This window comes from Pseudomonas shirazensis (assembly GCF_014268785.2).
Classification (GTDB): Bacteria; Pseudomonadota; Gammaproteobacteria; order Pseudomonadales; family Pseudomonadaceae; genus Aquipseudomonas; species Aquipseudomonas shirazensis.
Genome location: NZ_JABWRD020000001.1, coordinates 787,623 through 806,791, shown reverse-complemented (window position 1 = coordinate 806,791; position 19,169 = coordinate 787,623). Strand labels below are relative to the sequence as shown.

Here is a 19,169-nt window from a genome sequence, read left to right as displayed (position 1 = left end):
ACTGTCGTATTCAAGCCGGCGGGTTGTCCCTTGAGGACACTCTGCACAGGGCTTGAATATGCGCCAGCCACTCCAACTGATATCACTCTCCATCGCCTGCGGCGCCCTTTGGGCATGCTCGGCTGCCGATACACATTCGCCGGTGGAGACGCCAGGCCGGCCTGAGTCAGCGAAGACCCAGCTACTCGAAGCAGGTGCCGCTACCCTGCAGGCTAAACCGCCAATCGAAGCCATCAACGCCTACCTGGATGGCTTTCACTTCTACAACGGCCACCCCGACGTGCAAATGGAGGCCCACCATTACTGCTCTATCCTCAACGAGGACGTGATCCAGTGCGTGATCTTCGACGGCAATACCAAGCAGGCGAAGATCATGGGCGTTGAATACATCATCGATGAAAAGCTGTTCGCCGGTTTGCCAGCCAAGGAAAAAGCCATGTGGCACAGCCACGGCTTTGAGGTTTCATCCGGCCAGTTGATTGCCCCGGGCATACCGCAGGTAGCAGAACATGCGCTGATGCAGCGGCTCGCCCATACCTACGGTAAGACCTGGCACACCTGGCATACCGACCAGGACAAGGCCCTGCCGGTTGGCGTGCCGCAACTGATGATGGGCTTTACTGCAGACGGCCAGGCTGATCCGAAGATGGTCGAACAGCGCAATCAACGCCTGGGAGTCGACAGCGCGAGGACGCGTGCGCAACGCGCCGACATCAAGATACCGCCGGCTGATGCGGCAGCGGATGGCTGGCAGCATGGCAATGTAATTCAGCTCGAAGATCCGACCGGGGCGCATCTGCATCACCCCGCCAAAGCGACGCCGCCCGCCAGCAACAGCCGCTCGTCACAGTAGCGCCTCTAGCACTTGCTTGGGCGGGCCGAGGCCCGCCTGACTTAGGCGTGGCTAATCGCCGTCAAGCGCGGCGAACACCGCTGCGCTCAACTCTTGGACTGACCAAGGTTTCATCAAAAAACGCTGGTCAGCGCCCAGATCGCTACTCCGAAGGGCATGCCCGGAGGTAACCAGAACAGGCGTGGCGGGCCAGCGCTGGCGCACCATCGCTGCCAATTCCAGCCCTTTGATATCACCCGGCAAGGAGTGGTCGACAATCACCAGCGAGTATTGATCCTGACGCTTGAGCAATACCATCAGGCCATCCTCGGCGTTGGCAAACGCCGAACATTGCGCACCCAGTTCGCTGAGGATTGCGCACATCAACTCCTGCAGCAGGGGCTCATCCTCGATCACCAGTATCGACTTGCCGGCCAGCACCGCACCTTCGGACGTGAATTTCAATGGGGTTCCTCGACCTCGCGGCTCGCCGACGGCTGTTCGAGAGCAACTGCCGGGCCTGCCCCTGCGAGCCGCCAGCGCACGTTCTCCAATCCGTAGCGTTCAGCCATGGGCCGGCTGACATGTTTTATATTGTGCTGACCGAAGCGCGGGATGACCGCAATCCCGGCATCACACCCCGCCCAGTGCCACGCCAAGGCATTGTCCATCCGCTCCAGTCGGATAACGAAGTTACGCTCGGCGCCGCGAAGTGCGTATTCAACGATGTATAACTTTTGACCCAACATTGTGCAGTCCTCCCCTAAGTATTTAGGACTGCCTGGCAATTCTGAAAATTCACTAATTTACAGTTTCGCTTACATTCTCCAGCGCGCGCGGGGCTTTTCTTGTACATAATAAATATATTGTACAAATAATAAGCCCAATTCGTTTCATAGGGGCAGCCCTGGCGCTTGATGAACTGCGCCATGCCAGCCGCGGTCAATCCTAGCGAAGCCAATCGAAATCGAGGTCATGGATGGAGCCGTTCGAGTTGCAACGCATGCTGCTGGGCGACCTGCCCTGGACGTTTCTGCTGGAGGTCGCCTGCCGCGTACTGGCCGCGTTTCTAGCGGTGTTCTTCTTCCTCAAGTTCAGTGGCCGGCGTGGGATCAAGCAACTCTCGCGTTTTGAGCTGGTGGTGATTCTGACCTTGGGTTCCGCTGCGGGTGACGTCACTTTTTATGAAGATGTGCCACTACTGCCCGTTGCGCTGGTATTTGTGACACTGCTACTGCTCTATCGCGTAACCATCTACATCATGACGCGTAGTAAAACCTGTGAAGCCTGGATCGATGGTGTACCCATTACTGTAGTGAAAGACGGCATCTATGAGATCCACTCACTGCGCAACTTGAATATCTCGTCCAAAGAATTGTTCATGGAGTTGCGCCAGCAAGGCGTCGAACATCTGGGCCAGGTCAGGCTTGGACTTCTGGAAACGGACGGCGATGTCAGTTTGTATTTCTACACCGCCGAAGAAACCCGGCCCGGCCTGTCGGTCCTGCCTGATGAGCATCGCCCGGAGTACAAGGTACCACCCGGCCCCGGGCTGTACTGCTGTGTAAGCTGCGGCCTCAGCGTATTCCACGACAGCGCCGAACAGCGCTCATGCACGCGCTGCGGGCATGGCGTGTGGTCACCCGCCCTGACTACCGTGCGCAACCGTTGATGGGCGCGTGTCGGCCTTGCGCTGGGCAATGAAAATACGCACGCAAAGCCCGCCGCCCTGGCGGTTGCTCAAGAGCAGGCTGCCCTGTTGATTTTCTGCGATGCGCTTGGCGATGCTCAGCCCCAGCCCGTAACCGCCGGACTGGGAATTACGCGAGTGATCCTTGATCAAATGCCGTGCGCGCCCTACCCCCGAGGCCAAAGCGCGCGTCATTGATTCTCTAGGACGACAATCGTAGGCCTCCTCGTGCAGCGCCATTCCGCTCGCGGCATACCCCGGAATATGTAATTGATTCACCGTTGCGCGCTGTGCAACTCCCGCATGAATATTTCCAGCGTCTTGGGACCGATACCGTCGAAGCTGAGCAACCATTGACTCAGGCGAGCTGCATCCACTTTGACGTTAAGGTCCAAATAGTTAGCCATCTCACTTTGCAGGCGACCGCCAAGTGCATGCAGGCGCCTGGCGTTGGATTCATCGTAGCGAGCGTAACCAGCACTGCCGAGCTGCCTCACCAAAGTACGGTGAGGGCAACTCGCCAGTTTTGCCGGAGTGTCCAGACCAATGCCCACCACCAGCGCGTGATACGCCGCAAGTGCCACCGACGAACGAATCCGTTTACCAACGAGAAAGCACGCCAGCAGCCACTTGTACCAGCCGGCAGAGTCGTGGCTCAGATCGATGCCCAGGCTTGAGGCGCTGACTTCCATCACCCCTCGCTGCGCCGCGGATCGGCTGAACGCGGGTAGGTGCGCTCTTCTTCAAGGGTGCCGTCAGCCTTGTGAATCTTGACGGACGCAGTCTTGCTGGCAAACAGTTCACCCAGTTGGGCGACCAAGGCGGCTTTGGTTGCACTGCGTTCGGTGGCGCGTTCGGCGCCGGTCTTTTTCAATTCCCAGCCATCGGCAGTGGGTGTCAGGTGATAGGTGTCCATGGTTGATACTCCTGCTGGATGATGCGGGCTGCCACCTGAGTGCCGGCAATCCGCTGACAGCACTTTGAACCGGCCGAATTTGCCATCGTTCAGTTCCATTGCCTGCCTGGTTCAGCGACACAACAATCGCGGTACGGATCGCGAATACCCCTGCCCAGATGCGCGCCGCATATCGCACCATGGCCATTTACACTGAACTCCACGAGCAAGCATGCCCTCTCCTGCGTAATCACGCGCGATCCGACCGGGTCTGCATGGCAACTTCCAGCTCAGGGACAGCTCATGGAACATCGACCAACACTTCGAACTGAACGCGCCAGGCCGCCGCTGTCCGCAACAGGAAGCAGCAGCACCGTGCATGACAGCGAGTTGCGCTTCCGCGCACTGGTCAGGGCCACCGGTACCACCATCTACCGCATGAGTCCCGACTGGACTCAGATGCATGAGTTGACCGGTCAGGGCTTTTTCGAAGAGACCGCTGAGCCATGCCGGAGCTGGATCGAGAAATACATTCCAGACGAAGACCGCATCCAGGTGTTGGCGGCGGTCGAGCAAGCGATCCGCACTCAATCCGTGTTCGAACTGGAGCATCGAGTGTTGCTCGCCGACGGCAGTTTTGGATGGACCCATTCCAGAGCGGTGCCTATTTTTGACCAGTCCGGCGAGCTCATCGAGTGGTTTGGTGCAGCCAGCGACCTGACCGAGCGCCACCGCACCCAGGCACGGCTCGATGAGAGCGAAGCGGCCTTCGAGATTCTGGCCAACACCATGCCGCAGCTGGCGTGGGTATGTGATGCACAAGGCAGTCTGGTGTTCGTCAACAACCGCTGGCAGGAATATTTCGGCGCGGCCGTCGATGGGGCGGGTAACGGGCTGATGACGCATGCTGGTCTTCACCCTGAGGACGTTGGCAAAACAGTGCAAGATTTCGCACTGGCCCGGGCGAGCGGGCAGGACTTCAGGACCGAACATCGCCTCTGCGGGCAAAACGGCACCTACCGCTGGTTCATGGTCCGCGCTACGCCCTATCGAGAGCCGCATTCAGGGCAGATCCTGCGCTGGTACGGCACTTCCATCGACGTGCATGACCGGCATGACGCAGAAGACCAACTGCGTAACTTCAACGAACTGCTGGAAGTTGAGGTGCAAGCGCGCTCACGCGACCTGCTCGCCGCCGAGGCGCAACTGTGGCAGATGCAGAAGCTTGAAGCCATCGGCCAGCTAACCGGTGCCGTGGCCCATGACTTCAACAACATTCTCACCATCATCCGCAACGCGGCAGAGCTGCTGCGGCGCAATCCCGGAGCGGGCGACAAGCAACACCGTTTCATTGATCTGATCCTGGAAACTACAGACCGAGCGACCAAACTCACCGGGCAATTGCTGGCCTTCGCCCGCCGCCAGACATTGAAGCCGGAAACCTTTCTGGCGGCGCAGCGCGTGCAGCAAATTGCCGAGATGCTGCGCAGCATGGTCGGGACAAACATCCGTATCGAGCTGTCACTTCCAGAGCAAGACCACTACGTCAACACCGATCCAAATCAATTCGAGACGGCGCTGGTCAACCTGGTAATCAATGCCAGCGATGCAATGCAGGGCGCGGGCGACATAACGCTGGCGGTGAGTGCCGCACCTGCGCTTTCTTCGCCAGCCAGTGCGCCGACTGTGATCATCAGCGTTACTGACCAAGGGCAGGGCATCGATGCGGCCAACCTTGAAAGGTTGTTCGAACCTTTCTTCACCACCAAAGCCGTCGGCAAAGGCACTGGCCTGGGGCTGTCCCAAGTGTATGGTTTCGTCAATCAGTCCGGTGGCCAGGTCAGCGTCGAGAGCGAGCTGGGGAAGGGCACGACGATGAGGATCGCGCTGCCCGTAGTAACCCCGCCGCCCCCTTCGCAACAATAGATGGCAGTGCCATTGGCAGTAAACGACGCCCAGGTGCTGCTGGTAGAAGACAACGCGACCTGATCAAGGCCCTGAACCGCGCGTTGCATCGGTGAACGAGCCATGCCAGCGCTGTGCGCTGAACTGGTGCGCCCTACCCTCCCGTGCAAATTCTGAGTGCAACGTAAGTGAACAGCGTCCAATAGAGTTGCCCGCCAGCGCGGGTCGGGGCGGTGTCGGGCAGGTTATGGCCCGCTGTTTGCTAGCTCACCTGCGTAGTCAACGAAGACTGCACCTAATACGACAAAGGCGCCGTGTAGACCCCGTTTCGACGGAGTGTCTCATGGCGCTTTTTTTGTTTCTGAACCGCTGCGGCGGGCAGAGATTCAAGGGGCGAAGATGGCAAGCAAAACTGTACGCAGCGTGTGTCCCTACTGTGGCGTAGGCTGCGGCATCGTCATGCAGGTCGAGCACAACCGCGTGGTCAAGGTCAGCGGCGACAAGGCGCATCCGAGCAACTTCGGCAGGCTCTGCACCAAGGGCACCACCTGTGGCCAGGCCATCGCTGATTCTGGCCGGATGGAAAACGCCTACCTGCGCCAGCAGCGCAATCAGGACCCGGTGCGGATCGCCATGGACACCGCCATCAGCGAGACCGCCCGGCGCCTGCGCGCCATCCTCGAACAGCACGGCCCCGATGCACTGGCGTTCTATGTCTCCGGGCAGATGTCGCTGGAGGCGCAGTATCTGGTCAACAAGCTGGCCAAGGGTTTTGTCCGCACCAGCAACCTGGAGTCCAACTCGCGCCTGTGCATGGCCAGCGCCGGCAGCGGCTACAAGTTATCGCTGGGCGCGGACGGGCCGCCGGGCTCGTATCAGGACTTCGACAAGGCCGAGCTGTTTTTCGTGATCGGCGCCAACATGGCTGACTGCCATCCAGTTCTGTTCCTGCGCATGATGGATCGGGTCAAGGCCGGAGCCAGGCTGATCGTCGTCGACCCTCGCCGCACTGCCACGGCAGACAAAGCCGGGTTGTTTTTACAAATCAAGCCCGGCACCGACCTGGCCCTGCTCAACGGCCTGCTGCACCTGCTGGTGAAAAACGGCCACACCGATCCGGCGTTCATCGCCGCGTTCACTGCGGGCTGGGAGGCCATGCCGGCGTTTCTCGAAGATTACCCGCCGGACCAGGTCGCGCGCATCACGGGTATCCCTGAGGCCGACCTTCATCAGGCTGCAGCCTGGATCGGTGAAGCCGGCGAATGGATGAGCTGCTGGACCATGGGCCTCAACCAGAGCACCCACGGCACCTGGAACACCAACGCGCTGTGCAACCTGCATCTGGCCACCGGCGCCATCTGCCGCCCGGGCAGCGGGCCGTTCTCCCTGACCGGGCAACCGAATGCCATGGGGGGGCGCGAGATGGGTTACATGGGCCCCGGCCTGCCCGGCCAGCGCTCGGTGCTGGTCGAGGCCGACCGGCAGTTCATCGAAGACCTATGGGCGATCCCGCGCGGCAGCCTGCGGCAGGACGTGGGCGGCGGCACTGTGGCGATGTTCGAGCATATGCGCAGTGGCCAGATCAAGGCCTGCTGGATCATCTGCACCAACCCGGTGGCATCGGTGCCCAACCGCCAGCAGGTCATCGATGGCTTGCAACAGGCTGAGCTGGTGATCACTCAGGACGCCTTCCTCGACACCGAGACCAATCGCTACGCCGATATCCTCCTTCCCGGCGCGCTATGGGCTGAGGCCGAAGGGGTAATGATCAACTCCGAACGCAACCTGACCCTGATGCAGCAAGCCGTGCAGGCACCCGGTGAAACCCTGCCCGACTGGCAGATCATTGCCAGGGTGGCTTGCGAGATGGGTTTTGCCGATGCCTTCAGCTACAGCAGCGCAGCCGAGATATTTGAAGAGATCAAGCGCGCCTGGAACCCCAAGAGCGGCTATGACATTCGTGGGGCGACCTACGCCCGCCTACGCGAACAACCGCTGCAGTGGCCGTGCGCTGCGGACGCTGGCCAGACGCGCAATCCGGTCCGCTACCTCAACGACGGCGTCAGCCAGTCGCTTGCACTGGCAGAAGACGGCAGCAGACCTGCCATCGTCTTTCCGACCGAGCATGGCAAGGCCGTGTTTCTGCCGCGCCCGCATCTGCCACCCGCTGAAATGCCCGACCAACCCTTCCCATTGCTGCTCAACACCGGACGCGTGCAGCACCAATGGCACACCCTGACCAAGACCGGCAAGTTGGCCACGCTGAACAAGCTCAATCCTGGGCCGTTTATCGAGATCCACCCGCAGGATGCCGCCATGCTTGGCATCAAGGCCAAAGACGCCGTGGAAATACGCTCGCGACGCGGTCGCGCCGTATTGCCAGCGGTGATCACCGAACGGATCCTGCCGGGTAATTGCTTTGCACCTTTTCACTGGAACGATGTGTTTGGCGACAACCTGGCGATCAATGCCGTGACCAACGACGCTGTCGACCCGATTTCGCTGCAACCCGAATTCAAGTGCTGTGCGGTTGCGCTGCAACGGGTCGAGCTGATCGACCACCAGTGGCTGGATACGGCGAGCGCTCCCGCACTCACCGCCAGCCCTGCTCACGAAGACCTCACCATGGGGGCCGAGGAAGACGCTGCCTTGCCAGGCCGCGTGACGCTGCTGTGGGCTTCGCAGACCGGCAATGCCGAAGCCCTGGCTGAGCGCTACGCCAAGCGCTTGCGCGACGCAGGGGTCAACGTGCAGCTGTGTGCGATGGCGGACTTTCCCGCGAGCAAGCTGGCCAGCACGCAGACCCTTGCCTTGATCAGCAGCACCTTTGGTGACGGCGACCCCCCCGACAACGGCGAGCGCTTCTGGAGTGCATTGAATGCTCAGCAGGTACCGCTGGAGTCACTGCGGTATGCCGTGTTGGCACTTGGTGACAGCAGTTACGACCAATTCTGCAACCACGGCAAGCAGCTCGATCATCGCCTGCAAGCCTTGGGCGCGACCTGCCTGATTGAGCGAGTCGACTGCGATAGCGATTACGAAGCACAGGCCGAGAACTGGTTGTCGCAGTTGCAGCAGGCACTCGATATTGCGCCGACAGCGCTGATTGAGGACCCAGCAGCCAGCGCGACGCCTAGCAAAGCCAAGCCTTATGCCTCACGCCTGTTGAGCAATGTTCGCTTGAATCAGCCGGGTGCGAGCAAGGACACCCGCTTGTTTTCCTTCGCCCTGGAAGATTCAGGCCTGGTCTATGAGGCGGGAGACGCACTGGGCGTGTGGCCACGCAACTGCCCGGAACTTGTCGGCGAAGTGCTCGAGCTGACCGGCCTGGCTGCGGACACGCCGGTCAGCCTCGACAAGCTTGGTGACGTTCCGTTAGGCCAGGCACTGAGCGAACACTTCGAAATCGCCCGCCCCAGCCGCGAGGCGCTGGCATTGATCGCCGAACGCAGCGGTAACCCGGAACTCAAGCAGTTGCTCAGCAGCGAGCGCAAAGCGGAGCTGAATGAGTGGCTGTGGGGCCGCCAGCTGGCAGACGTGCTCCATGCCTACCCGATCGACTGCGGCGCCAGCGAGTTGCTTGGCACATTCAAACGCCTGCAACCGCGCCTGTACTCGATCGCCTCCAGCCCCAAGGTCAATCCCTGTGCAGTCGATCTCACGGTTGCAGCCGTGCGCTACGGCAAGCGCAAGGGCGTGTCTTCGACCTTTCTTGCCGACCGCGCAGAATACGCCGAGGTGCCGGTTTTCCTCCAGCAATCGAAGCACTTTCGCCCACCGGTGGATGGCTCGGTGCCGATGATCATGATCGGCCCGGGCACTGGCGTGGCGCCATTCCGGGGCTTTTTGCAGGAGCGCCAGGCGCGGGGTGATCCAGGCCGCAACTGGTTGTTCTTCGGCGAGCAGCACGCGGCCAGTGATTTTTATTACCGCGAAGAGCTGCAAGCCATGCAGCGCGATGGCCTGCTCACCCATTTGAGCCTGGCATTTTCCCGCGACCAGGCGCAGAAAATCTATGTTCAGGACCGCATTCTGGAGCAAGGCGCCGAGCTCTGGCGCTGGCTGCAAGAAGGCGCGCAGTTGTATATCTGTGGCGATGCCAGCCGCATGGCCAAGGACGTCGATTATGCCCTGCGCCAGGTTGCGCAATGTCATGGTGGCCTGGAATCCGACGCTGCCGCTGATTACTGGCGCCAGTTGAGCGAGCAGAGACGCTACCTGCGCGATGTCTACTGATTCGACAGGCCAACGCCCTGCCCCGGCTCGCAAGCGGGCGCAGTACAGAGCTCAAGAAACCGCGCCGCCACCCGCGACGGCGTGTCGGCATGCGGCATCAGGATCGAGAAGCGCCGCGTCAACGCCTCCGGGGCAACCCGCAGGCGCCGCAGCGCTGCGTCCTCGTGGCGCATCGACATCGACGAGACAAAACCAATGCCCATCCCCGCCCGCACTGCTTCCTTGACACCTTCCACACCGGCTATCTCCAGGCCCACCCGCATCGCCATCCCGCTGCGAGCAAATGCTCGCTCGACCAACTGGCGTACGCCCGAACCGCTTTCGCGCAGCACCAGTGGATAGGCGCCCAACGCTTGCAGGGTCTGCCCGTGTTCAACTGCGGCGAGCGGGTGCTGGCTGGGCACGATGGCGACGATCTCGTCATCGTGCCACGGTGTAACCCCTGTGCCCACGGGCAAGTCAGGACCGGGCGGGCCTTCAATCAGGGCGATATCCAGCGATCCCAACGAGGCGACGATGTCGGCGGTATTGCCATTGATCGTCGTCACCAGCACCTGGGGATAGCGCTGGCGAAAATCGGCAATCAGGTACGGCAGCAGGTAACTCGCTGGGGTCGTGCTGGCGCCGATGCGCAAGGTGCCGCGCTCCAGCCCGCGCAGCGCGTCCTTCAGCGCTTTGGCCTGGACGAAGGTATCGCGCAGCCGTTTCGCGTGGCCGAGCAATTGCTCGCCTGCTGCAGTCAGGCGCACGCCACGGCCGGCACGCTGATAAAGCGGCTCGCCGAATTCTTCTTGCAGCAGCTTTAACTGCCCGGATACGGCAGGCTGCGACAGGTGCAGGGCCAGCGCCGCGTGGCTGATGTTGCCGTGTTCAGCAACGGTAGCGAAGGTTATAAGCTGTTCAGGGGTCATCTGCACAAAGTATCAGCTAGGCGGATATTTTCCATCCTGAATCACGATTTTTTATAAGCTTATAACTGAATTAACGTGGACCTATCTAAACGCTACCTCGACCGGAGGATGCATGATGGCTACGGCTCCCGTTACACACTCGCATACGCCTACTCACGACACCCGTGGGCGGTTCAACGGCATCTTGTTTGTCGCCCTGTTCGCCCTGGCAGTGACGCAATTGGCAGCACTGCCCGCCTTTGCCAGCCTGGGCATCAGCCCGCTGATTGTCGGCATCCTTGCCGGCGCGTTGTACGGCAACTTGCTGCGCCAGGGCATACCCGCCGGCTGGGCCAGCGGTATCAACTTCAGTGCACGCAATCTGCTACGCATCGCCGTGGCCTTGTTCGGCCTACGGGTCAGTCTGCAGGAGATCGCCCAGGTCGGCTGGTCAGGCCTGACCGTGTCGCTGGCAATCGTGGTGAGCACCTTGCTGCTCGGCCTGTGGGTCGGCATCAAGCTATTCAAGCTGGACCGCGACACCGCTCTGCTGACCGCCGCCGGCAGCGCCATCTGCGGTGCAGCCGCAGTGCTGGCGTTTGAATCGGCCTTGCGCTCGCAGCCGCACAAGAGCGCCATGGCGGTTGGCAGCGTGGTGCTGTTCGGCACGCTGTCGATGCTGCTCTACCCAGTGCTGGTCAACAGCGGCTGGCTGGGCCTGGACACGCTCGGCGTTGGTCTGTTTTTTGGCGGCACCCTGCATGAGGTAGCCCAGGTGGTCGGCGCGGCGAGCAACGTCAGCCCGGAAGCCACGCATATCGCCACCATCGTCAAGATGACCCGGGTCATGCTGCTGGTACCGGTGTTGCTAGTGGTGGGCCTGTGGATCAGCCGCTCGCGCCAGGCTGGCCAGGCGCAGGGCAACGGCAGGATCAACGTGCCGTGGTTCGCCTTTGGCTTCCTCGCACTGGTGCTGGTCAACTCGCTGCAGGTGCTGCCCACCAGCGTCGTGAGCGCGGTCAATCAGTTCGATACCTTCGCCTTGACCATGGCCATGACCGCCTTGGGCATGGAGAGCAAATTCAGCCAGATTCGTCAGGCCGGTCCACGGGCACTGGCGACCGGGGCGATTCTCAATCTGTGGCTGGTATGCGGCGGCCTGGGCATCACCTTGGCCGTGCAACGGCTGTTCGGCTGAGCAGCTAACGAGGGATTTTCAACAGCCCTCTCGTTGCGGCGCACATTTGTCGGTATGGTGGTGTCCAAGTAGGAGTTTTACATGCACAGGAAAGACTTAGATGCCCCAACGCAATGTAATCAATGCATCCGTCAGCCCCAAAGGCAGCCTCGAAACGCTGTCGCAACGTGAAGTTCAGCAACTGAGCGAAGCCGGTAGCGGCAGCCTTTACACCCTGTTCCGTCAATGCGCCCTGGCGATCCTCAACACCGGCGCCCATGTCGACAACGCCAAGACCATTCTCGAAGCCTACAAGGACTTCGAAGTACGCATCCATCAGCAGGACCGCGGCGTGCGCCTCGAACTGCTGAACGCCCCGGCCGATGCCTTCGTCGATGGCGAGATGATCGCCAGCACACGCGAAATGCTGTTCAGCGCCCTGCGCGACATCGTCTACACCGAGAGCGAACTGGCCAGCCAGCGCATCGACCTGGAAAGCTCCCAGGGCATCACCGATTACGTCTTCCACTTGCTGCGCAACGCGCGCACCTTGCGCCCGGGCGTCGAGCCGAAGATGGTCGTGTGCTGGGGCGGCCACTCGATCAGCAGCGAGGAATACCAGTACACCAAGAAGGTCGGCCACGAGCTGGGCCTGCGCAAGCTGGATATCTGCACCGGCTGCGGCCCGGGCGTGATGAAGGGGCCGATGAAGGGCGCCACCATCGCCCACGCCAAACAGCGTATGCACGGCAGCCGCTATCTGGGCCTGACCGAGCCGGGCATCATCGCCGCCGAGGCGCCGAACCCGATCGTCAACGAGCTGGTGATCCTGCCCGACATCGAGAAGCGCCTGGAAGCCTTCGTCCGGGTTGGTCACGGCATCATCATCTTCCCGGGTGGCGCCGGCACGGCCGAAGAGTTCCTGTACCTCCTCGGCATCCTGATGCACCCGGACAACGAAGGCCTGCCATTCCCGGTGGTACTGACCGGGCCGCGCAGCGCCGAAGCTTATCTGCAGCAGTTGCATGCATTTGTCGGCGCCACCCTGGGTGAAGCGGCGCAAGCGCATTACCAGATCATCATCGATGATCCGGCCGAGGTCGCGCGGCAGATGGTCGAGGGGCTCAAGGCGGTCAAGCAGTTCCGCCGCGAGCGCAACGATGCCTTCCACTTCAACTGGCTGCTGAAGATTGAAGAGGGCTTCCAGCGCCCGTTCGACCCGACCCACGTCAATATGGCCAACCTTGAACTGCGCCGCGATCTGCCGCCGCACGAACTGGCGGCCAACCTGCGCCGAGCGTTTTCCGGGATTGTCGCGGGCAACGTCAAGGACAATGGCATCCGCCTGATCGAGCAACACGGCCCGTATCAGATCCGCGGTGACAGTGCTGTGCTGGACCCACTGGGGCGCTTGCTGCAGGCTTTCGTTGACCAGCACCGGATGAAGCTACCTGGCGGCGCAGCCTATGTGCCGTGTTACCAGGTCGTGACCTGAAAGCGTGATTGAACGAGCTGGCTCGATGGCATTTTCATGCAATCGGGCCAGTACGCCTGCCATCATCAGCCCTGAACAATTCCGCAACACTTAGCTGACATTTCCCACGCCAGGTGGTGAACCTGCTGACAAAAAAACGGTCTTTGGCTGACGGTCAAGTCACCGACCCTTTCATCGGCCCAGTCATCGGGCCTACTTTTGTCCAGTAGCAGCGAAGATAATCATGCCCGATTCCCGCCCCGCCCTGCCCGTCCGTCCTGCCCTGCGTGGCAGCCTGCTCGCTTGCCTGATCGCCCTCGCCGCGCCGGTTCAGGCCGAACAGCCGAGTAGCGATGCGCGCTGGGTCAGTGACAGCCTGAGCACCTATGTGCGCAGTGGCCCGACCAATGGCCACCGCATCGTTGGCAGCCTCAAGGCTGGCGAGAAGGTCAGCCTGGTCGACACCCAGGGCAACTACAGCCAGATCCGCGGCCAGAACGGCGACCTGGTGTGGATCCTCAACAGCGACCTGCAGGCAGTACCGGGTCAGGCCGAACGCCTGCCAGAGCTGGACGGTAAGGTCACGCAACTGTCCGAGCAGCTGAAAACCATCGACGACAGCTGGAAGGCCCGCGTGCAGGGCATGCAGGAGACCCTAGACTCGCGCAAGACGCTGGCTGACGAACTGGAAGTACGCAACAAAGACCTGACCCAGCAACTCGACCAAGCCCAGTCCGCCCTGCGCGATGCCCAGGCGCAACTGGGGGACGAGAACAAGCAGGTGATGATGCGCTATATGGTTTACGGCGGCAGCATTGCCGGTGCCGGCCTGCTGTTGGGGCTGATCCTGCCGGCACTGACCCGCGGTCGCAAACGCAACGACCGCTGGTTCTGAGGTTCACAGCGGCTGGTTGGTAATGCCGAACGGTACGTGCACTGACGGCGCAACAGTGCGCGTACTGTTGAGATGGCCAGACTGGTCATCGAAGAAGATATGCGGCTTGAGCACCTGCAGCACCCGGCGCTTCTCGATACCGCCAAGAAAGAACGCGTCGTTGGCCATCACCCCCCAGCTCTTCAGGGTATTGAGCGCGCGTTCATGGGAAGGCGCATTGCGCGCGGTGACAATCGATACGCGCAGGCGGTTCTCGTAACCGGGATGCGCCAGCTTGTAACGCTCTTCGGCGGCCTGGATGCTGGAAATGCGTACAAAGAACTCCTTCAACGGCCCGGGGTTGTGCGGCTGGGTCACGTTGCTGACCTCATGGGCATGAAAGCCGGTCAGGCCATCGCGCTGCATCACCGTCTCCGACTCGTCACCTGCCAGCACCCCGTCGAAGTCGAACGCAATGCGCAGGCCATCATCGTCCTCGTCATCGTCGAACTGTGAATCGAGCACCTGCCCGGCCGGATAACCCGCCTTGATCGCCGCATCAACGTGAGCCTTGTCGGCCGACAAGAACAGGGCGATGTTCAGCGCAGGGATGTACTCATAAGGCGAGCGCCCCTGCATGAAGATCGCCCGGGTCATGTTCAGGCCGTAGTGCTCGATGGTCTTCATCACGCGCAGGCCGGTATCCGGATCGTTCTGTGACAGCAAGACCACCTCAACCAGCGGATCCTGCGGGTCATCACACAGGTCATTGAGCGCCAGCAAGCGCTTGATGAACGGGTACGCAATCCCCCGCGCCAGCGGCGCGTGCAGGTGCTGCTGCTGATAGTCGCGGTACTGCGCCTCGCCTTCGCGGCGAAATACCGCGTCTGATTCACTCAAGTCAAACACCGCGCTCGATGCCACGCCGATGACCAGGCGATCGTCCACTTCATAAGCCATTGCCGATCCTTGCCCCTTTTACGCCCAGTGAAAGCCTGACGGTGGCGTTGCCCACGCTGCTTTGCAAGAGATTTCGGCAGCGCCGCCAGTTGAAGGTATTTTTCACATTTGCTTCACCCGACCCCAACAGCCGGACCCCTAAATTGCCACCATTGAGAATGTCGGGAGCATCGAACGTGCAACAAGCGGTCTTCAAGCAGTACTCCGGTTCAGCCGGTTGCGCCCGGCGCCTACCGCGCATGGCCTGGGCCGAGGGCTCGGTGCTGGTCCTTATCCGCCATGCCGAGCGCTGTGACCGCTCCAGCAATGTCTGCTTGAACGACCCAACAGGTATCACGGTGGCCGGCAGCCAGGCAGCTGGCGGCGTCGGTGAAGGCCTGCAGAGGCTGGGCCTGGCCAACACCGCATTGCTCAGCAGCACGGAGCTGCGCACGCGGCAAACGGCGCAATTGATCTTCGACAAACCGCTCGCCACGCAGCAGTGGCTCAATGACTGTGATGGCCACTTCGCCGATGTCGCGCTGAGCCACAAGCAGCCGGGCCAGAATCTGGCCCTCGTTACCCGCAGTGGCTGCATCGATCAGCTCGAGCGGCAACTGCATGTGCCTGGCGGGCAGCGTTCCAGCGCCTATGCCAGCGCGCTGTTCGTGGCTGTCGACGGCCACGGCAAACCCCACATTCTCGGCCAGACCAACGCCGAGCAATGGCCCAGGTTGATTGCCAAGAGAGGTAGTTGAGCCATGCAGCCGTCACCACGCACCCGTTTCTATCTGATCAATCTGGGCCTGCCACTGTTGCTGGCGGCGCTGGTCTTTGTGCTGTTCGACCTGACCAGCCTCGATCAGTCGATCATTGTCTTGCTAGGTTTGATCTATGGCACCACACGGGTGCTGCAAGGTTGGCACTTCATGTCATATATGCTCTGGGCCGGGATCTTTGTCTGGTTGACGACCTGGCTGACGGCCCTGTGCTGCTATGGCCGGCCAGCCTTGCAGGGCTGGCCTGCACTGACTCCGACGCCGAGGCCTGCACGTTTGCCAGCTCTGAGCGGTTGGCATATGGCTTCAAGAGTTATCGACACGCGGTTGATGCGCTTCAAACACAAGGGACAGCAATGAGAATTCTGGTTATCGAGGACCACCGCGATATTCACGACAATCTGGTCGAGTTTCTCCAGCTCAGGGGCCACGAGGTCACCGGCGCGCTGGACGGCCTGACCGGCCTGCATCTGGCGGCGTCGAACAACTTTGACGCCATCATCCTCGACATCATGTTGCCGGGCATCGACGGCAATCAGATCTGCCACAGCCTGCGTGAGCATTCGCGCTCGCAGGTGGCGATTGTCATGCTCAGCGCACGCGATGAGCTGAGTGATCGCCTGACCGGGTTCAAGGTCGGTGCAGACGATTACATCGTCAAGCCGTTCGCCATGTCCGAAGTGCTGGCCCGGGTGCAGTCAGTGGTCGCTCGACGCCAGCAGCGCGCCAGTCGCAAGCTGGTAGTAGCCGACCTGCAGTTCGACCTGGACACCCTCGAGGTAACCCGAGCCGGCACGGTGCTCAAGCTCAAGCCAACCAGCCGCAAACTGCTTGAGGTGCTCATGCAAAAGAGCCCCAACCTGGTCCGGCGCAGCGAGCTCGAAGAAACCATCTGGGGCCGTGACGCCCCGCAGGGCGACAACCTGCGCAGCAACATCCATATCCTGCGCAGCATCATCGACAAACAATTCGACAGCCCGTTACTGCACACGGTGCATGGGCTGGGTTACCAACTCTGCGAGAAGTATTGAGGGGCTGCAAAGCAGCCCCAGAAGCCACCACGACCCTACTCTGCTCTGCGCCAGCGCAGCAAAGCATGCCGTTGATCTTGATCTGCTGTTGATCTTGATCTTGATTTTGATCTACCAGCGACCTCAGAAGGCCGAACGCAGGCATTGCGGAGGGAGGTGACGGCCATGGATGGCCGTCAAGCGCTGCGGGCCAGGATGGCCCGTACAGCGCGGTCCTCCCGGGAGCAATGCCGGAGTGAGGGAACCCCGGAGCGCAGCGCAGGGGCCGTATGTGGGAGCGAGCGGCTTTTGGTTCCTTTTGGCCAAGACCAAAAGGGACTCGCCGTGAAGGCGAAAGGGGCCAGAACGTCCAACATATCAACCGGATAAAACCCCAATTCCGTCAATCACCGCCAAATGCTCGACTAAAATCACTGCCGCAACCCCTCCAACGCCGCCAGCACATACCCAGTAGCAAGCTCCATCTCACCAACCCTGCAAGCAATCCCCAACTGCCGCCACAACCCCGGCCGCAACGGCCGCCGACTCACCCGCGGATCCAGCGCCGCCACCTCGCCCTCCTGCGGCAACAGCGTCGCACCATACCCAGCGCCGACCAAGCTCTTGATCGCATCATTGAAATTCAGCTCGATGCGCGGCTCAGGAAACAACCCCGCCGCCCCAAACCACTGCGCAATCACCCGCGACAACTGAGTACTGCTGTCGTTGAGAATCAACGCCCGCTGAGCCAGCCACGCCGGCGTCACCCGCGCAGGCGGGCGCCATTCACTGGGCACATAGGCCATGATCGGATCCCGCCGCCAAGGCGTAATCTGCACGCCTTTGCCAGCCACCTGCGGCAGTGCCACCAAAGCAATATCCAACCGCCCCTCGCGCAGCCCCGCCAACGAAGCCTGCGAAGTCAACACCTGCACCTGCACATCAATCCCCGGATGCTCGACCCGCAGCATCTCCAGCGCCTGCGGCAACAGATGGGCGATGGCGCCAGTCGACGCGCCCAGCCGCACCCGTCCAGTCAAGCCCTGCACCTGTCGACGCACCTCCTCCAGTGCCAGTTCGGCGTCTGCCAGCAGCTTTCGCGACCGCACCAGCAGCGTCTCGCCGATGGCCGTCGGGCGCACCTGACCACGGGTCCGGCTGAGCAGCGGCGCCCCTACCCGCGCCTCCAACTCGGCGACGTGCAGGCTGATGGTCGGCGGCGCCAGGTTGAGCTGGCGAGCAGCTTCAGCGAACGAGCCAAGGTCGGCAATCACCACCAGAGTGCGCAAACGGTCGAGGCTGATTTCACGCATGGGCTGGATGCAAATGGACTGACACGTAAGCGCTCCCTGATTCAGGATTTCTGAACATGACCATCATGAAATGCAAATTTCCATTCGTCCAGTCGTGAGCGAGCATAGGCCATCTTCCTTATTACACGGACATCGCCCCATGCGCACTCCCCTGGTCTTTATCGACGGCGACCAAGGTACCACCGGCCTGCAGATCCACGCCCGCCTGCACGGGCGAAATGATTTGCGCCTACTGACCCTGGCCGAAGCCGAGCGCAAGGATCCGCAGCGCCGCGCTGAGGCGATCAACAGCGCCGATATTGCCCTGCTGTGCCTGCCAGATGCCGCTGCCATTGAAGCGGTAGCGGCGATCAGCAACCCTGCGGTGCGGGTCATCGACGCCAGCTCCGCCCACCGCACAGCTGCAGGCTGGGTCTATGGCCTGCCGGAACTGGATGCGCAGCAGCCTGAGCGCATCGCCCAGGCCAAGCGCGTGAGCAACCCTGGCTGCTATCCAACCGGGGCCATTGCCCTGTTGCGGCCACTGATCGAGGCCGGGCTGCTGCCCACCGACTATCCACTGACGGTACATGCCATCTCAGGCTACTCCGGCGGCGGCCGGGCCGCGGTCGAGCGCCATGAACAGCCACGCGCAGAGCGCATTCCTACGCTGCAGCTGTATGGCCTTGATCTGGCCCACAAGCATGTGCCGGAGATCCAGCAGCATGCTGGGCTCAGCGCGCGGCCGGTGTTTCTTCCAGGCTATGGCGATTATCGCCAGGGCATCGTGCTAAGTATCCCGCTGCAATTGCGGCTGTTGCCTGCCGGGGTGAATGCCGAGCATCTGCAAGCTTGCCTGCAGGAGCATTATCAAGGCGCCCGTCACGTCCAGTTGATGCCATTGCACCAGCATGGGCCGGCTGTAGCACTGGACCCAGAGGCGCTCAATGACAGCAATGATCTGCGCCTGGCGCTGTTCGCCAACCCGGAGCACGGCCAGGTTGTGCTCACTGCGGTATTCGACAACCTGGGCAAAGGCGCCTCGGGCGCGGCGGTACAAAACCTTGACCTGATGCTGGCGGCGCTCGCCGAGCACAGCTGAACCGGCAAAACCGGGTAGACTGTCACCCCGCGTTGCCGTTGACGCGGGGTGTTTTTGCCAGCCGGAGCTTTGCC

At 61.5% G+C, this 19,169-nt stretch carries 17 protein-coding genes and 2 pseudogenes; 11 read left to right on the top strand and 8 right to left on the bottom strand.

The genetic code is table 11. The annotated features are described in order from the left end of the window. Positions 1-58: 58 nt before the first annotated feature. Entirely contained in the window at positions 59-853 is a 795-nt protein-coding gene (locus HU736_RS03415; RefSeq protein ID WP_186698393.1) for an OBAP family protein, read from the top strand. A 51-nt stretch (positions 854-904) separates the two neighbouring features. On the opposite strand, the gene HU736_RS03410 is transcribed toward HU736_RS03415, so the two are convergent. Continuing rightward, complete coding sequence (locus tag HU736_RS03410; RefSeq protein ID WP_103437140.1) at positions 905-1,297, bottom strand: response regulator; 393 nt, start codon at positions 1,295-1,297, stop codon at positions 905-907. Beyond that, positions 1,294-1,581, bottom strand: a complete 288-nt coding sequence (locus HU736_RS03405) for a DUF6555 family protein (protein WP_186698395.1) — start codon at positions 1,579-1,581, stop codon at positions 1,294-1,296. Before HU736_RS03405 ends, HU736_RS03410 begins: the two co-directional genes overlap by 4 nt. Positions 1,582-1,811: 230 nt before the next feature. On the opposite strand from HU736_RS03405, the gene HU736_RS03400 reads away from it, so the two are divergent. Then, a complete protein-coding gene (locus HU736_RS03400; protein WP_186698398.1) occupies positions 1,812-2,504 on the top strand; it encodes a DUF421 domain-containing protein in 693 nt (230 codons plus the stop codon). Here the strand turns inward: HU736_RS03400 and HU736_RS03395 are convergent. The 3 genes and pseudogenes from HU736_RS03395 to HU736_RS03385 form a co-directional block, all read right to left on the bottom strand. After that, a pseudogene (locus HU736_RS03395) lies at positions 2,472-2,666 on the bottom strand (ATP-binding protein); the annotation flags it as partial. The gene HU736_RS03400 and the pseudogene HU736_RS03395 overlap by 33 nt on opposite strands. 131 nt (positions 2,667-2,797) lie before the next feature. Beyond that, the gene (locus HU736_RS03390) at positions 2,798-3,214 is read right to left on the bottom strand and encodes an HhH-GDP family DNA glycosylase (RefSeq protein WP_186698401.1); all 417 of its coding nucleotides are present in this window, start codon (positions 3,212-3,214) and stop codon (positions 2,798-2,800) included. Beyond that, a complete protein-coding gene (locus tag HU736_RS03385) occupies positions 3,214-3,438 on the bottom strand; it encodes a DUF2188 domain-containing protein (RefSeq protein WP_186698403.1) in 225 nt (74 codons plus the stop codon). The genes HU736_RS03390 and HU736_RS03385 overlap by 1 nt, the downstream gene beginning before the upstream one ends. A 282-nt stretch (positions 3,439-3,720) precedes the next feature. On the opposite strand from HU736_RS03385, the gene HU736_RS03380 reads away from it, so the two are divergent. Then, positions 3,721-5,343: a PAS domain-containing sensor histidine kinase gene (locus HU736_RS03380; RefSeq protein ID WP_225912965.1), complete on the top strand. Its 1,623-nt coding sequence runs from the start codon at positions 3,721-3,723 to the stop codon at positions 5,341-5,343. A gap of 378 nt (positions 5,344-5,721) precedes the next feature. Then, positions 5,722-9,558 (top strand): bifunctional nitrate reductase/sulfite reductase flavoprotein subunit alpha, encoded by a 3,837-nt coding sequence (locus HU736_RS03375; protein ID WP_186698407.1) that lies wholly within the window; start codon positions 5,722-5,724, stop codon positions 9,556-9,558. On the opposite strand, the gene HU736_RS03370 is transcribed toward HU736_RS03375, so the two are convergent. Continuing rightward, positions 9,552-10,469: a LysR substrate-binding domain-containing protein gene (locus HU736_RS03370; protein ID WP_186698410.1), complete on the bottom strand. Its 918-nt coding sequence runs from the start codon at positions 10,467-10,469 to the stop codon at positions 9,552-9,554. The two genes, HU736_RS03375 and HU736_RS03370, sit on opposite strands and share 7 nt — an antisense overlap. 115 nt (positions 10,470-10,584) lie before the next feature. Between HU736_RS03370 and HU736_RS03365 the strand changes: the two genes are divergently transcribed. From HU736_RS03365 to HU736_RS03355, 3 genes are all read left to right on the top strand, one after another. Further along, complete coding sequence (locus tag HU736_RS03365; protein WP_186698412.1) at positions 10,585-11,646, top strand: YeiH family protein; 1,062 nt, start codon at positions 10,585-10,587, stop codon at positions 11,644-11,646. Positions 11,647-11,746: 100 nt separating this feature from the next. After that, positions 11,747-13,120 carry a nucleotide 5'-monophosphate nucleosidase PpnN gene (gene ppnN, locus HU736_RS03360; protein WP_103437130.1) on the top strand — a complete coding sequence of 458 codons (1,374 nt, stop codon included), beginning with the start codon at positions 11,747-11,749 and terminating at the stop codon, positions 13,118-13,120. 223 nt (positions 13,121-13,343) lie between these two features. After that, positions 13,344-13,994, top strand: coding sequence for a TIGR04211 family SH3 domain-containing protein (locus tag HU736_RS03355; protein ID WP_103437129.1), 651 nt, complete (start codon positions 13,344-13,346; stop codon positions 13,992-13,994). Between the two features lie 3 nt (positions 13,995-13,997). Here the strand turns inward: HU736_RS03355 and HU736_RS03350 are convergent, their stop codons facing one another. Next, complete coding sequence (locus HU736_RS03350; RefSeq protein WP_186698414.1) at positions 13,998-14,933, bottom strand: 5'-nucleotidase; 936 nt, start codon at positions 14,931-14,933, stop codon at positions 13,998-14,000. Positions 14,934-15,109: 176 nt separating this feature from the next. On the opposite strand from HU736_RS03350, the gene pmrG reads away from it, so the two are divergent. From pmrG to HU736_RS03335, 3 genes and pseudogenes are all read left to right on the top strand, one after another. Further along, complete coding sequence (gene pmrG / locus HU736_RS03345) at positions 15,110-15,670, top strand: lipopolysaccharide core heptose(II)-phosphate phosphatase PmrG (protein WP_367615279.1); 561 nt, start codon at positions 15,110-15,112, stop codon at positions 15,668-15,670. Between the two features lie 114 nt (positions 15,671-15,784). Then, a pseudogene (locus HU736_RS21730) lies at positions 15,785-16,051 on the top strand (hypothetical protein); the annotation flags it as partial. Beyond that, positions 16,048-16,722: a response regulator transcription factor gene (locus HU736_RS03335; protein ID WP_101318893.1), complete on the top strand. Its 675-nt coding sequence runs from the start codon at positions 16,048-16,050 to the stop codon at positions 16,720-16,722. The pseudogene HU736_RS21730 and the gene HU736_RS03335, both read left to right, overlap by 4 nt. 410 nt (positions 16,723-17,132) lie before the next feature. On the opposite strand, the gene HU736_RS03330 is transcribed toward HU736_RS03335, so the two are convergent. Next, entirely contained in the window at positions 17,133-18,014 is an 882-nt protein-coding gene (locus HU736_RS03330; protein ID WP_103437126.1) for a LysR family transcriptional regulator, read from the bottom strand. A 139-nt stretch (positions 18,015-18,153) separates the two neighbouring features. On the opposite strand from HU736_RS03330, the gene argC reads away from it, so the two are divergent. Next, positions 18,154-19,095, top strand: a complete 942-nt coding sequence (gene argC, locus HU736_RS03325) for an N-acetyl-gamma-glutamyl-phosphate reductase (RefSeq protein WP_186698418.1) — start codon at positions 18,154-18,156, stop codon at positions 19,093-19,095. Positions 19,096-19,169 lie beyond the last annotated feature (74 nt).